19 protein-coding genes are annotated in these 13601 nt (G+C 73.6%); 9 read left to right on the top strand and 10 right to left on the bottom strand.

The genetic code is table 11. The features are described 5' to 3' along the window. Positions 1-17: 17 nt before the first annotated feature. On the bottom strand, positions 18-1247 hold the full coding sequence (locus C8E97_RS10420; protein ID WP_121003871.1) for a DUF1015 family protein: 1230 nt from the start codon (positions 1245-1247) through the stop codon (positions 18-20). A gap of 18 nt (positions 1248-1265) precedes the next feature. Between C8E97_RS10420 and C8E97_RS10415 the strand changes: the two genes are divergently transcribed. From C8E97_RS10415 to C8E97_RS10395, 5 genes are all read left to right on the top strand, one after another. Then, positions 1266-1745 (top strand): cation:proton antiporter regulatory subunit, encoded by a 480-nt coding sequence (locus C8E97_RS10415; RefSeq protein WP_121003869.1) that lies wholly within the window; start codon positions 1266-1268, stop codon positions 1743-1745. A gap of 4 nt (positions 1746-1749) precedes the next feature. Then, positions 1750-2931 (top strand): cation:proton antiporter, encoded by a 1182-nt coding sequence (locus tag C8E97_RS10410; RefSeq protein ID WP_121003867.1) that lies wholly within the window; start codon positions 1750-1752, stop codon positions 2929-2931. A 118-nt stretch (positions 2932-3049) separates the two neighbouring features. Then, complete coding sequence (locus C8E97_RS10405) at positions 3050-4237, top strand: S8 family serine peptidase (protein WP_121003865.1); 1188 nt, start codon at positions 3050-3052, stop codon at positions 4235-4237. A gap of 18 nt (positions 4238-4255) precedes the next feature. Next, entirely contained in the window at positions 4256-4486 is a 231-nt protein-coding gene (locus tag C8E97_RS10400; RefSeq protein ID WP_121003863.1) for a hypothetical protein, read from the top strand. Between the two features lie 72 nt (positions 4487-4558). Further along, entirely contained in the window at positions 4559-5434 is an 876-nt protein-coding gene (locus C8E97_RS10395; protein ID WP_121003861.1) for a mechanosensitive ion channel family protein, read from the top strand. A 51-nt stretch (positions 5435-5485) separates the two neighbouring features. Here C8E97_RS10395 and C8E97_RS10390 read toward each other — a convergent pair whose 3' ends face one another. Beyond that, positions 5486-5815 carry a DUF6401 family natural product biosynthesis protein gene (locus C8E97_RS10390; RefSeq protein ID WP_246018790.1) on the bottom strand — a complete coding sequence of 110 codons (330 nt, stop codon included), beginning with the start codon at positions 5813-5815 and terminating at the stop codon, positions 5486-5488. An 81-nt stretch (positions 5816-5896) separates the two neighbouring features. On the opposite strand from C8E97_RS10390, the gene C8E97_RS10385 reads away from it, so the two are divergent. Next, positions 5897-6376 (top strand): DUF6319 family protein, encoded by a 480-nt coding sequence (locus C8E97_RS10385; RefSeq protein ID WP_246018789.1) that lies wholly within the window; start codon positions 5897-5899, stop codon positions 6374-6376. Positions 6377-6417: 41 nt separating this feature from the next. Here the strand turns inward: C8E97_RS10385 and C8E97_RS10380 are convergent, their stop codons facing one another. Together C8E97_RS10380 and C8E97_RS10375 are read right to left on the bottom strand one after the other, a co-directional pair. Next, complete coding sequence (locus tag C8E97_RS10380) at positions 6418-7374, bottom strand: quinone oxidoreductase family protein (protein WP_121011253.1); 957 nt, start codon at positions 7372-7374, stop codon at positions 6418-6420. 5 nt (positions 7375-7379) lie between these two features. Then, positions 7380-8168 (bottom strand): SDR family NAD(P)-dependent oxidoreductase, encoded by a 789-nt coding sequence (locus tag C8E97_RS10375; protein WP_121003857.1) that lies wholly within the window; start codon positions 8166-8168, stop codon positions 7380-7382. A 119-nt stretch (positions 8169-8287) separates the two neighbouring features. Between C8E97_RS10375 and fabG the strand changes: the two genes are divergently transcribed. Next, entirely contained in the window at positions 8288-9043 is a 756-nt protein-coding gene (gene fabG, locus C8E97_RS10370) for a 3-oxoacyl-ACP reductase FabG (RefSeq protein WP_121003855.1), read from the top strand. Positions 9044-9046: 3 nt separating this feature from the next. Further along, positions 9047-9499, top strand: coding sequence for a MaoC family dehydratase (locus C8E97_RS10365; protein ID WP_121003853.1), 453 nt, complete (start codon positions 9047-9049; stop codon positions 9497-9499). 81 nt (positions 9500-9580) lie between these two features. On the opposite strand, the gene C8E97_RS10360 is transcribed toward C8E97_RS10365, so the two are convergent. The 4 genes from C8E97_RS10360 to C8E97_RS10345 form a co-directional block, all read right to left on the bottom strand. After that, complete coding sequence (locus tag C8E97_RS10360) at positions 9581-10150, bottom strand: TetR/AcrR family transcriptional regulator (protein ID WP_121003851.1); 570 nt, start codon at positions 10148-10150, stop codon at positions 9581-9583. Between the two features lie 17 nt (positions 10151-10167). Then, a complete protein-coding gene (locus C8E97_RS10355) occupies positions 10168-10365 on the bottom strand; it encodes a hypothetical protein (protein ID WP_147455044.1) in 198 nt (65 codons plus the stop codon). Between the two features lie 62 nt (positions 10366-10427). Further along, complete coding sequence (locus C8E97_RS10350; protein WP_121003847.1) at positions 10428-10706, bottom strand: hypothetical protein; 279 nt, start codon at positions 10704-10706, stop codon at positions 10428-10430. 52 nt (positions 10707-10758) lie between these two features. Continuing rightward, positions 10759-11520 (bottom strand): SDR family NAD(P)-dependent oxidoreductase, encoded by a 762-nt coding sequence (locus C8E97_RS10345; RefSeq protein WP_121003845.1) that lies wholly within the window; start codon positions 11518-11520, stop codon positions 10759-10761. A 242-nt stretch (positions 11521-11762) separates the two neighbouring features. Here C8E97_RS10345 and C8E97_RS10340 point away from each other — a divergent pair, with 242 nt between their 5' ends. Continuing rightward, positions 11763-12374: a TetR/AcrR family transcriptional regulator gene (locus tag C8E97_RS10340; protein WP_121003843.1), complete on the top strand. Its 612-nt coding sequence runs from the start codon at positions 11763-11765 to the stop codon at positions 12372-12374. Between the two features lie 103 nt (positions 12375-12477). Here C8E97_RS10340 and C8E97_RS10335 read toward each other — a convergent pair whose 3' ends face one another. Together C8E97_RS10335 and C8E97_RS10330 are read right to left on the bottom strand one after the other, a co-directional pair. Then, positions 12478-12855, bottom strand: a complete 378-nt coding sequence (locus tag C8E97_RS10335; protein WP_121003841.1) for an effector-associated constant component EACC1 — start codon at positions 12853-12855, stop codon at positions 12478-12480. 240 nt (positions 12856-13095) lie between these two features. Continuing rightward, positions 13096-13368: a GlsB/YeaQ/YmgE family stress response membrane protein gene (locus C8E97_RS10330; RefSeq protein WP_121003839.1), complete on the bottom strand. Its 273-nt coding sequence runs from the start codon at positions 13366-13368 to the stop codon at positions 13096-13098. Positions 13369-13601: the final 233 nt, after the last annotated feature.

Genomic DNA, 13601 nt, shown 5'->3' with positions numbered 1-13601 from the left:
GCGGAGCCCGGTCGGCCTCAGCCGGGCTCGGCCAGCAGCAGGCCGCTCCGCGGCTTGGGGGTGAAGTAGGTGCTCTTGCGCGGCATCCGACCGCCCGCCGCGTGCACCGACAGCACGTCGGCCACCGGGACGGGCGCGATGAGCAGCAGCGCGTCCGCGGCCGGCGGCGCGCCGCCGGTCACCGGCCGCACGTGCGGGCCCTCCGGGTCCAGGCCCAGCGCCGCCAGCAGGTCGGACTCGACGGACGCGTGGTCGACGCCGGTGGACGGCAGCGCCACGCGCAGCGCCCGCGCGCCGGACACCGCCACCACCACGCCGGGCGACGGCCGCGCGGACCCGTCGACGGCGTCCACCCGCAGCCCGCGCCCGCGCCACGCCGCCGCCAGCGCGTCCAGGGTCAGCCCGGTGCCGACCAGGGCGCGGTGGATCGGCCCGACGCGCAGGTCCGGTCCGGCCGCGACCAGCGCCAGCAGGCCGGTCAGCCCGGCCGCCGCCGCTGCCGCCACCCGGTGGTTGCCGTCCGCGACCATCAGCGGGTGCGCGCCGGCGGCGGCCAGCAGGGCGTCCTGGCGGTCGCCGGGGCCCACCAGCCACAGCTCGTGCCGCCGCCCGCCGGGGTCGACCACCGACACGGCGGGCTCCTCGTCCACCTCCGCCACGAGCCTGGTCAGCTCGGACGGCTCAACCTCGACGACGGCCCGCCCCGGCCACCCGGCGGCGTCGCCGACCACCCGCCGCCCCACGGCGTCGCCCGCCACCGGCCGCCCCACGGCGTCAGCGGGCTCCCGCCGCCCGGCGGCGTCGGCCGGCACCGGCACCAGCAACGCGGCGCTGGTCACGCAGCCCAGCCCGGCCAGCACGGCGGCGCGTTCGGCCACGACGTCCGGGTAGACCTCCTCGGTGTGCCCGACGGCCGCCGGGTCGACCAGGCACAGCAGGCCGTGCGCCGTGCCGTCCGGTCCGTCCACGCGGTAGGGCGCGACGACGTCCGACACCGGCCGGTACGCCGTGCGGCACAGGCGGGCCAGGTCGGCGCGCGCCCCCGGTAACGCGTCGAGCAGGCCCAGCCCGGCGGCGAGCGCGGCCGGCGTGCGGTGCGGGTGCTGGACCGCGAGCAGCGTGCCGTCGCGCGCGGCGGCCAGCGCCTCGACGACCCGCTCGGGCTCGGCGAACTCGTCCACGTCCGGCCCCGGCACCCCGTCGCGGACCACCCAGCCCCTGCGCACCGCCCGTACCCGATCAGTCATGCCGATTATCATGAACCCATGAACGTCGAGGTCACGCCCCTGCCAGGCATCGGCACCCGTCAGGACTTCATGATCCGCGCGGGTCGCCGCATCGGGGTCATCACCCACCGCGACGGCAAGTTCGAGCTGATCGTGTCCCGCAAGGACGACCCGGACGACTGCTCGGCCTCCATCGCGCTCAGCCCGGCCGAGGCGGGGACGCTGGCGGGCCTCCTCGGCGCGCCGCAGCTGGTGGCCCACCTGGAGGAGCAGCACCGCGACGTGGCGGGCATCTCGACCAGGCAGTTCCCCATCGTCCCCGGTTCCCGGTTCGACGGCCGCACGCTGGGCGAGACCGAGCTGCGCAGCCGCACCGGCGCGTCCATCGTGGCCGTGGTGCGCGCCGGCTCGGTGCACCCGTCGCCGCGCCCGGACTTCCTGTTCGAGGGCGGTGACCTCGTGGTCGTCGTCGGCACGGCGGACGGCTTGGCCAAGACGACAGAGATCCTGGGCGGCTGAGCCGTTGCACGACACAGCGATCGCCCTGGTCCAACTCGGCGCCGTGTTCTTCGGCCTCGGCCTGCTCGGCAAGATGGCGTGGCGGATCGGCATCTCGCCGATCCCGCTCTACCTGATCGGCGGCCTCGCCTTCGGGCAGGGCGGCCTGGTACCCCTGCACGGCATCGAGGACTTCTCGCACATCTCCAGCGAGATCGGCGTCATCCTCCTGCTGCTCCTGCTCGGCCTGGAGTACTCGGCCGCCGAGCTGATGACCGGCCTCAAGCGGTCCTGGACGGCCGGCCTGGTCGACATCGTCCTCAACGCCGCGCCCGGCGCGATCGCCGCGCTCGTCCTGGGCTGGGGCCCGGTGGGCGCGCTCGCGATGGCGGGCGTCACCTACATCTCGTCGTCCGGGATCATCGCCAAGGTGCTGGGCGACCTGGGCCGGCTGGGCAACCGGGAGACCCCGGTGGTGCTGTCGGTGCTGGTCTTCGAGGACCTCGCGATGGCGGTCTACCTGCCCATCCTGACCGCCGTGCTGGCGGGCGTGAGCTTCCTGGGCGGGCTGAGCGCGGTCGGCATCTCGCTGGCGGCGATCACCGTCGTGCTGGTCGTGGCGCTGAAGTTCGGCCGGTACGTGTCGGCCGTGGTGGACAGCCCCGACCCCGAGGTGTTCCTGCTCAAGCTGCTCGGTGCGGCGCTGCTGGTGGCGGGCGTCGCCTCGCAGTTGCAGGTGTCGGCGGCGGTGGGTGCGTTCCTGCTCGGCATCGCGATCTCCGGGTCCACCGCGGAGAACGCGACGCGGATGCTGGAACCGCTGCGGGACCTGTTCGCGGCGATGTTCTTCGTCGTGTTCGGGTTGAACACCGATCCCGCCTCCATCCCGCCCGTGCTGGGGTTGGCGGTCGCGCTCGCGGTGGCCACGACGCTGACCAAGGTGGCGACCGGGTGGTGGGCCGCGCGGCGGCAGGGCATCGGAAGGCTGGGCCGGGCGCGGGCGGGCGCGGCGCTGGTGGCGCGCGGCGAGTTCTCCATCGTCATCGCGAGCCTCACGGTGGCCTCCGGCGCGGTGGACGGGCAGCTGGCCGCCCTGGCCACGGCCTACGTGCTGCTGATGGCGGTGCTCGGGCCGGTCGCGGCGCGGGTCGTCGAACCGCTCGCGCGGCTGGTCCGCAAGCGCGGCGCGGAGCCCGTCGCGGCCTGAGCCGCGGTCGATCGGCCGCCGATGATCCTCCGTCACCGGGAAAAGCCACGTTCGGACGCTTGAGCACCGACGCCCCTCGGGGTTACACCTGAGTGCCGCCAACCCCGAGGGGGTCGTCATGCCCGAGGAAACCACCACCACGACCGGCCGCTACCTGGTGCTCTTAGAGGACAACTCGGCCGCCGCCGGCGCGCGCGAGATGAACCGCGTCGCCGGCATCAACGCCGCCGGCGCCGTCGAGTCGGTGACGCCCGCCGACCTGGAGGCGTCCGACGGGATCATCTTCCAGGACCTCGGCGTGGCCGTGGTCAACGCCGCGCCCGACCAGGTCAACCGCCTCGCGCGGGCGGTCGACGAGCCGGGCCCGATCTCCGTGGTCGAACCCGAGCGGATCGTGCGGGCGCTCGCCACGCCCGTGCAGGGCGAGACCGGTGCGGCGCAGGTCGACGAGAGCGTGTTCACCTGGGGCCTCCAGGCCGTCGGCGCCACGCTCAGCTCCGCGTCCGGCGCGGGCATCCGGCTCGCCGTCCTGGACACCGGCTTCACCGTCGACCACCCGGACTTCGCCGGCCGCACGGTGCTCACGAACTCGTTCATCAAGGGCGAGACCGTGGACGACGCGCACGGCCACGGCACGCACTGCATCGGGTCCGCGGCCGGTCCCCGCGAGCCCGCCTCCGGCGGTCCCGGCTACGGCGTCGCCTACGAGGCCGAGATCTACGCGGGCAAGGTGCTGTCCAACGCCGGTTTCGGCGACGACGGCGGCATCCTCAACGGCATCGCCTGGGCGGTCGCCAACGGCTGCGCCGTGGTGTCGATGTCGCTGGGCGCGGCGGTCAAGCCGGGCACGCCGCACTCGCAGATCTTCGAGCAGGCCGCGCAGCGCGCCCTGGCCAGGAACACGCTGATCATCGCGGCGGCGGGCAACGAGAGCCAACGGCCGGCCAAGGTCGCGCCGGTCGGCCACCCGGCCAACTGCCCGTCGATCATGTCCGTCGGCGCGATCGACGTCGACCGGGCCACCGCGCGCTTCTCGTGCGGCACGGTCGACACCGTCGGCCAGGTCGACGTGGCCGGGCCCGGCGTCGACGTGCACTCCTGCTGGAACGGCACGACGCCCGACACCAGGCACAAGCGCATCCAGGGCACCAGCATGGCGACACCGCACGTGGCGGGCATCGCGGCGCTGCTGGCCCAGCAGCACAACGCGCGCGGCTGGGAGCTGTGGGCGCGGCTGATGCAGTCCGCGCGCCGACTGGGGTTGCCTTCCACGGATGTCGGTGCAGGATTGGTGCAGGCACCCTGATCCCACCCGGAGGCGCCCGTGCACAAGGTCGTGGTCTCGGTCGCCGACGAGAACCTGTCCGACCTGCCCGCCGTCGTGACGGCGCTGCGGGCGGCCGGGCTGGTGGTGGACGACGTCCTGGAGGCGCTGGGCGTGGTCACGGGTTCGGCCGCCCCGGAGGCGGTCGGTTCGCTGCGGTCCGTGCCCGGGGTCTCCGACGTCGAGACCCAGCGCGTCGTGGGGCTCCCGCCGGGGTCGCCGACCGCGTGAAGCAGGTGGTTTGGCGGGGGCACTCGGGGTAACCGGTCCGTGAGACGAACCACTCCCCGAGGAGGTCGAACGATGAATGCCCTGCTCGCCGTGCAATCGGCGCAGGCTCAAGGCATCGGTGAGGCGACCGGCGACGCCTTGCGGTCCGTGGTGACGTTCCTGCCGAAACTCGTCGGTTTCCTCGTCGTGCTGCTCATCGGGTGGATCGTCGCCCGCCTGCTGCGCACGGCCGTCCACAAGGTGCTGGACCGCGTGCACTTCGACCGCGCGGTGCAGCGCGGCGGCATCGGCGCGGCCATGGCGCGGTCGAAGTTCGACGCGTCCGGGCTCGTCGCCCAGATCGTGTACTACGGCATCCTGCTGATCGCGCTCCAGATCGCGTTCGGGCTGTTCGGGTCGAACCCGGTGAGCAACCTGCTCACCGAGATCGTGGCCTGGCTGCCGCGGGCGATCGTCGCCATCGTCATCGTGGTCGTGGCCACGGCCATCGCGAGCGCGGTGCGAGACCTCGTGGGACGTGCGCTCGGGGGCCTGTCCTACGGTCGCACGGTCGCGAACGTGGTGTCCTGGTTCATCATCGGTCTGGGCGTCATCGCCGCGCTCAACCAGATCGGTGTCGCCACCGCGGTCACCCTGCCGATCCTGATCACCATCCTCGCCACCGCGGGCGGTATCGCCGTCGTCGGCGTCGGCGGTGGCCTGGTGCGGCCGATGCAGCAGCGCTGGGAGGGCTGGCTGTCGCGCGCGGAGGACGAGGTGCCGCAGGCGAAGGCCCAGGCCGAGGCGTACCAGCGCGGCCGTGAGGACGTGCGGCGCACCCAGGAGGCGCCCACACAGCACGTGCGCCCGGTGTCCGAGACGCCCGCGCACGCCGCCACCATGCCAACTCCGCCGGTCGGGAACCCGGTTCAGCCCCAACCGAACCCCGGCCAACGTCCGCCGCAGTAGGGCGGTCGTCGAGGGAGGCGGTGGCCCGCCCGGAGCCGCCGCCTCCCTCCTTCACGCCTCCAGCGCCGGCACGTCGGCGTCGCGCGCCAGGGCGCACACGGCCGCGAGCCTGAGCGTCGTCCAGTCCGCGCGCGGCCACTCGACCACCGGCGGCAGGCTCCAGCCGTGCGCCGCCGCCTCGTCCAGCACGCCCTTGGCGTAACCCGCCAGGAGGACGACCGCCGCGGCCGTCGGCGCGCCGTACGCGAGGATGTCGCGCACCGCCGCCGAGTGCTGGTCCACCGCCGCGAGCACACCCACGGGCAGTACCGCCGCCATTCCCACTTCGCCACCGAGCCGGTCCAGGAACCGGCGGGCGGACATGTCCCGCCATCCGCTCACAAGCCCGACACCCTACGCTGTGCGGGGCGCTCGACCCACCATCGAACAAGTGTTCTATGATTCGCGCCCGGGTCGAGCCGGATGCGCAGAGAGGACGAGAACGTGCAGGCGGACACGCTCGTGGAGCAGGAAGACCAGGTGGACGCCGTGGCGCCCGCCGCACCCGTGCAGCAGGGCGAGGCCCCTGCCGCGACCCAGCCGGAGGAGAAGCCTGCCGCGCCGCAGCAGCAGGAGGAAGCGCCCCCGGCCAAGCCGGCGAAGACCCGTGCGCCCAAGAGCACGGCCAAGAAGACGCGGACGGTCGAGCTGACGCTGACCGTCACCGGCACCGCCGACGGCGAGTGGCAGGCCGACCTGGTGCACGGCACCAAGCGGGTCGTGCAGGGCCTGTCCATCTCCGCCGCCGCCGTGTCCAAGGCGGCCAAGGAGCTGCACGAGGACATCGCCGGCGGCATCGACGAGGTCATCGAGGCCGCGCGGGCCCAGCACCGCACCCGCATGGAGGAGCTGGAGGCCGAGCTGGCGAAGGTCAAGGCCGCGCTGGCGGAACTCAGCGAGTGACCCGACGGGGCCGCCACCGGGTGACGGGGCGGCCCCGCCCGTCACCTCGACGGGTCCAGCACCAGCTTCCCGGTCGTCCGGCGGGACCGCAGCTCCTCGTGCGCGCGCCGCACCTCGGACAGCCCGTACTCGCCGCCCGCGACGGCCCGCAGCTCACCCGCCACCACCAGCTCGAACAGCTCCGCCATCGCCCGGTGCACGACCCGGCCCGGCAGCTTGAACGCGTGCGGCAGCCACATCCCCGAGACGGCGGTGGAGTGCCGCATCAGCGCCCCGAGGTCGACCGGCGACGGCTGCTCCCGGCTGGCCATCCCGTAGAACGCGAGCCGCCCGAACGGCGCGAGCGCCGCCACGCTCTGGTCGGTCACCGCGCCGCCGGTCATGTCCAGCACGACGTCGACGGGCCGCCCGTCGTTGGCCTCCCGCAGGGCCGCGGTCATGTCCGCCGAGGTCGAGTCGACGGCGACGTCCGCGCCGAGGTCGAGCGCCAGCTCCCGCTTCGCGGCGCTGCTGGCGGTGGCGATGACCCGGCCCGCGCCCCACTTCTTCGCCAGCTGCACGGCGATCGTGCCGACCCCGCCCGCGGCGGCGTGGACGACGACGCTCTCCCCCGGCTCCAAGTGCGTGTTCCGGCGCAGCAGCACCCACGCCGTCGCGCCCTGGATGACCATGCTCAGCGCGGTCAGGTCGTCCACGCCGTCCGGCACGTCGAACGCGGTCGCCTCGGGCACGACGGCCTTCTGGGCGTAGCCGCCGGAGTTGGCCAGGGCGACCACGCGCCGCCCCTCCGGGGTGCGGCCGACGACCTCGCCGCCGGGCACCATCGGCAGGCTCATCCGGGCGAGGTAGGAGTTCTCCGCCTGGTGCGTGTCGGCGTAGTTCAGCCCGGCCCGGTCGACCTCCACGAGCAGTTCGCCGGGGCCCGCCACCGGGTCGGGCAGCTCGACCTCGGTCAGCACCTCGGGTCCGCCGAATTCGGTGATCTGGATCGCGCGCAACGGGTTCAACCTTCCTGGGAGGGGTCGCGCAGGGCCACGGGCGCACCGCCGTCCGCGCGGGGACCGGGCGGGTTGGGGAACCTGAACGGCTCGCTGGGCCGCCCCGCCTGCACGTACCAGCATTCCCCGGTTCCGCCGGCGCGCAACACGGCGAGGTAGGCGTCCACCACCTCGGCCACGGTCAGGACCGGCATCCCGGAGGTCCGGAGTACCGACTCGAACCCGGCGATGATCGCGGTGTCGGCGAACGACGGGCACACCGCGTTGACCCTGACGCCGTCGGCCGCCAGCACCGGGCCCAGCGCGCGCACCAGGGCCACGACGGCGGCCTTGTTGGCGCCGTAGACGGGGTCGAGAGGCATCGCCATCAGCCCCGCCATGCTCGCCGTCGCGATGATGTGGCCGCCGCGCTTCCTCAGTTCCGGCAGGGCCGCGTGCACGCCGTACACGACACCGTCGAGGTTCACGCCCATCACGGCGCGGTAGCGCTCGGCGTCGAAGTCGTCGCCCAGGCCGAACCCCGTGGCGACCCCGGCGTTGAGCACGGCGACGTCCAGGCCGCCGCAGGCCCGCACCGCCTCCGCCACGGCCGCCTCGCTGTCGCGCGGGTCGCGCACGTCGCAGGGCACGAACAGGCCGCCGACCGCGTCCGCGACGGCCTCGCCCCCGGCGGTGTCGACGTCGGCGACGACGACTCGCGCGCCGAGCCCGGCGAGCTTCCGAGCGACCCCCGCGCCGATGCCGTTCGCGCCCCCGGTCACCAGGACGACCCTGTCCTCGAACTCCAGCCCCACCGCAAGCCCTTCCTCGACCGCTGGCGCGCATTCCGACCAGTCGGTATGGTCGTCCCGCCCGGTGGTGGCGTCAAGCCGCACCGGCAGCGCCCACCGCCCGGCTTTCCGAGGAGGACTTCGTGACCGACGCACGGGTGGCCATCGTCACGGGAGCCGCGCGCGGCATCGGCGCGGCCGTGGCGACGCGGCTGGCGCGGGACGGCCTGTCCGTCGCCCTGCTGGACCTGGACGAGCGCTCCTGCGCGGACGTGGTCGAGCGGATCGTGGCCGCCGGCGGCCGGGCGGTCGCGGTGAGCTCGGACGTCAGCGACGCCGCGGCGGTCGACGCGGCCGTGCGGCGGGTCGTCGCCGAGCTGGGCCCGCCGACCGTGTTGGTGAACAACGCGGGCATCCTGCGCGACAACCTGCTGTTCAAGATGACCGAGGACGACTGGGACGCGGTCATGGGCGTGCACCTGCGCGGCGCGTTCCTGATGAGCCGGGCGGTGCAGGGGTTCCAGACGGAGGCCGGGTGGGGCCGCATCGTCAACCTGTCCAGCACGAGCGCGCTGGGCAACCGGGGGCAGGCGAACTACTCGGCGGCCAAGGCGGGGTTGCAGGGCTTCACGAAGACCCTGGCGATCGAGCTGGGCAAGTTCGGCGTGACGGTGAACGCCATCGCGCCCGGTTTCATCGCGACCGACATGACCGCGGCGACCGCCGCGCGCGTGGGCGTGGACTTCGAGGACTTCAAGAAGGGCGTCGCGGCGACGATCCCGGTCGGGCGCATCGGCACGCCGGAGGACGTGGCGCACACGGCGTCGTTCCTCGTGAGCGAGGGCGCGGGGTACGTCTCCGGCCAGGTCGTCTACGTCGCCGGCGGGCCGAAGGACTAGGTCGTGCGGACCTTCGCGAACCTCGACGAGCTGGCGGCGGCGGTGGGCGAGCACCTGGGCCACGGCTCCTGGCACGAGGTGACGCAGGCGGAGGTCGACCTGTTCGCCGACGCCACCGGCGACCACCAGTGGATCCACGTCGACCGGGAACGGGCGGCGGCCGGGCCCTTCGGTGCACCGGTGGCGCACGGCTACCTCACGCTGTCCCTGATCCCCCTGCTGGTCCGCGACATCTACACCGTTCGCGGGTTGACGATGGGCGTGAACTACGGGCTGAACAGGGTCCGCTTCCCCAGCCCGGTGACCGTGGGGTCCCGGATCCGGGCGGGGGCGGAACTGGTCGGGGTCACCGACGTGGCGCGGGGGAAGCACGCGGTGGTCAAGGTGGTCGTGGACATCGAGCACCACCCCAAACCCGCGTGCGTGGCCGAAACGGTGGTGCTGCTCGTCCCGTGACCCGTTCGCGGCGGACGCGCACGACCTCCCGGCTCAGGCACGACTCCGCCCGGTCGGGGACGGGGACGGGAGCGGGAGGGGTCAGGCTCGGAGGGAGGACAGCAGCAGGTCCGCGTAGTGGCGGCCGATCTGCTTGGCCGACAGGGTGCCCGAGGCGTGGTACCAGGCGCCCAGGTGGTGGACCGCGCCGAAGAAGTAGTGCACCGTCAGGTCGGCCGGCACGTCCGTCCGGAACACGCCCGCGGCCTGCCCCTCCTCCACCAGGGACCGGAACCGCTCGTGGTAGCGCCGGCGTTCCGCGCGCATCGCCAGGCGCTGGGACTCCGCCAGCTGGTCCGCCGAGCGGAAGTAGACCTTGGCCTGGTCGAAGTTCTCCACCGACGTCACGACGACGTCCAGCGCGGCGGCGTGCAGGCGGTCCGCGACGGGGGCCGGGCCGGACGCGAAGCGGTCCAGCCGTTCGGTCTGCATCCGCAGCAGGCTCCCGTAGATCTCGTGCAGCAGGTCGTCCTTGGAGCCGAAGTAGTGGTACATCGCGCCCTTCGTGACGCCGGCCAGGTCGACGATCTCCTGCACCGCCACGCGGTCGAAGCCCTTGTCGGCGAACAGCCTCGTGGCGGCCTCGATCAGGCGCTCCGGCACGGTACCCATGCGGAGCAGCTTAAACGTCATTGGAACAACGCGATCGGTCGAACGACCAGCTCCCGCGACGCCGGGCGCCACGCCTGCACGCGGCCCAGGCAGGTCGCGTCGAACGGGCCTTCGCCCACGCCCGAGTCGAGGTCGTCGGACCGGCACTCGATCCGCACGCGCACGTCGTCCGCGCCCACCGCCGAGGTGAGGACGGCCGTTCCCGCGCCGACCACCACAGCGCCCTATCGACAGCCACGGATCTCCTTCACCGCTTCCGACAGCGCGATCAGGAGCCTCATGGGCAGCCACCGATCTCGACGACCATCCTCTCGAACAGCTCGCGCGACGGCAGCCACGTCCCGGTATCACCGACGCCGCTGGTCGGCACCGGCAGCCAGTGCTGGGACACCAGCTCGCCAAGCCGCCCACCCGCCAGGGTGAACGCGAGCAGCTCGGGCACGGTCTCGTGCTGCGCCTCCGGGTAGAGCAGCACGCGTTCCCGGTGCGGCTGCCCGGTGCGGTCGAGCCGGCTCAGCTGGTGGACGAGGTAGTCGAGCCGAGCACACCGGTTCACGGGGCCGATCAGTCGTGTGTCGTGCGCCGAGCGAGCCGGGTCATCGGATCGATCAGCTGCCGATGGTCGCCCCGCCGTCCACCACGAACGTCGCGCCGGTGGTGTAGCCGCCCGCGGCCGAGGCGAGGAACACCACGGCCGCGGCGAGCTCCTCCGGGTCGCCCACGCGGCCGATCGGCAGCCGGGCGATGTGCGCGTCCAGGTAGCCGTCCGGGTACTGGTCGGTCATCTCGGACGCGAAGTAGCCGGGCGCGAGCGCGTTGACCCGGATGCCCTTGCGGCCCGTCCACTGCTGTGCCAGGTCCCGCGTCAGGCCGAGGAGGGCCGCCTTCGACGCCGAGTACGCGGCCTGCGGCAGGCCGCCCGACACGAGGCCGAGCACGCTGGAGACGTTGACGATCGACCCGCCACCGGTCATCACGGCGGCGGCGGCCTGCGCCATCCAGTACGCGCCGTTGAGGTTCACGTCGACGACGCCGCGGAACTGCTCGGGCGTCTCGCGGGTCGCCGGGACGGCCGACGCGACACCCGCGTTGTTCACCAGCACACCGACGCGGCCGAAGCCGGCGGCGGCCCGCGCCACCTCGTGGCAGTCCTCGGGTCGCGCCACGTCGGCCCGCACGACCAGCGCCCGCCTGCCCGCCGCCTCGACCAGCGCGGCCGTGTCCCGGAGCCGTTCGACGCGCCGCGCGGCGAGCACGACGTCGGCGCCCGCCTCGGCCAGGCCCTTGGCGAACGCGACACCGAGGCCGGACGACGCCCCGGTGACGATCGCGACCTGGCCGTCGAGGCGGAACTTGTCGAGGATTCCCATTGTGGGCACGGCCTTTCGCTCGTCCTGGGCGCTGGTTCGGGGGCGCTCGTTCCGGGTGCTGGTTCCCGATGCTGGGTTCGGGTGCGCCGCACGCCTCACATCGTCCGTTCCGACGCCTTCGCGTGCCTCGCACCGGTCCCGGCGCGTCCCTCGCGGGTACGCTTCCGTACTAAGCGGTTGCTTAGAACCTGCGCGTGCCCAGCCTGCGTTAGGCTCGCCGCCGCTGTCAAGGAGGCACCCCGATGACCGCCGCGGACGAGTCCGGGCCGCTGGAACGGACGTGGCGCGACGTCACCCCGCCCGCCGCACGCCGGATGCTGGCCGCGGCCACCGCAGCCTTCGCCGAGCGCGGGTACCACGCCACCACGACACGGGACATCGCCGCGCGGGCGGGCATGAGCCCGGCGGCGGTCTACATCCACTACCGGTCGAAGGAGGAGCTGCTGTTCCATATCTCCCGGATCGGCCACGCCGCCTCGCTCGACCTCCTCACCTCCGTGACCGGCGAGGACCCGGTCGAGCGGATGTCGGCGGCCGTCGCGGCGTTCGCCTCGTGGCACGCCGAGCACCACACGACGGCCCGGGTCGTGCAGTACGAGCTGGGCGCCCTCACGCCTGACCACCTGGCGGAGGTCGGCGCGCTGCGGCGGCGGATCGAGGCCACCGTGCGGGGGATGCTGGAGGACGGCGTCGCGACGGGGGCGTTCGAGGTGCCCGACGTGCGCGGGGCGACCCTCGCGGTGCTGTCCCTGTGCGTCGACGTGGCCCGCTGGTACCGGCCGGGTGGGCGTCGCACGCCGGCTGCTGTCGGGGCGCTCCACGCCGACCTCGTGCGGCGGATGCTGGGCGCTTGACGCCTCCGCCGGCGGCTTCGGGTGGACCTGCCCGCTCGGTCTTGCCGTTGCCGTGCTTGCTGTTGCCGTGCCTCGCCGTTGCCGTTCAGCTCTGGCGTTGCTGTCAGCTCTGCCGTTGGGCCTTGCCGTCCAGGGCGGTGACGATCTCGGTCGCCAGGTGTCGCACCGACGCGGCGTCCAGGTCGCGGATGCGCTGCGCGGCCACCTCCACCGCGTCCGCACCCCTGGTGACCTTGACCTTCACCGAGCCGTGCCGGTGCCTGAGCCACACCAGGACCGCGCCCGCCACGACGGTCAGCGGGCCGTCCGGCGCCAGCTCGACCTCCACCGCCTCGACGACCGGTCCGAGGGATTCCCCCGCGGGCGGGCGCTGCCGCAACCGGACCAGGCCGCGCAGGTCCGGCTCCCGCGACAGCGTGCGGTGCAGGCTGCGTAACTCGTCCGTGCCGGCGGGTCCGTCGACGGTGAACACCAGGTCCATGTGATCGCCTCTCGGCTCTCGGCGGGTTTCGGGGCGGCGGCGTCCGGTGACGGCGGAGTTCCGGGTGCGGGTCGTGGGGCTTCGTTCGGCGGGCCCCTGGGTGCGTTCGGCGCGGTGAGCCGCCGAACCAGGCGCGGTGATCCGCCGAACCAGGATAGGGAGCCGGCACCGCGCGGAAAAGGCGCGGAAAGGCGAAGGGCCCTCCGGCGGTTCACCGGAAGGCCCTTCGAGCGCGCGCCGCTACCGGACCTGCTTCTTGCCCCAGAAGCCGGCGGCCAGGCTGACGCCGACGGCGGCCAGCACGACCTGCACGATGATCTCGATCCAGTCGATGCCGGGGGTGTCCTCGACTCCGAGCGCTCGGGCCACGAACGTGCCCAGGAAAGCCGCCACGATGCCGACCACGATGGTCAGCCAGACGGGGATGGCCTGCTTGCCCGGCGCCACGAGCCTGCCGAGGAACCCGATGATGAGACCCACGATCAGAGCGCTGATCACACCGCCGATGCCCACGATGCCTCCTGCGGGGTTAGTCGCCTTCGAAGAAGTCCCCGACCTCGCCGAGGGCCTCGCCGATAATCATCCCACCGAACACGCCGGCCGCAGCGCCTGCGACGAGCCCGCCCACGCCGATTCCCCCGCCGTGGTGACCCCCGTGGTGGTTACCGTGATGCCCGCCGTGCAGGCCGTGACCGTGCGAAGATCGCCGCCCGGCCACCTGGTCCAGCCACTGGTGGAGGACCCGG

The organism is Saccharothrix australiensis (assembly GCF_003634935.1).
GTDB classification, from domain to species: Bacteria; Actinomycetota; Actinomycetes; order Mycobacteriales; family Pseudonocardiaceae; genus Actinosynnema; species Actinosynnema australiense.
The sequence above is the reverse complement of the archived record's forward strand: the minus strand, read 5'-3'. Positions and strand labels throughout refer to the sequence as shown.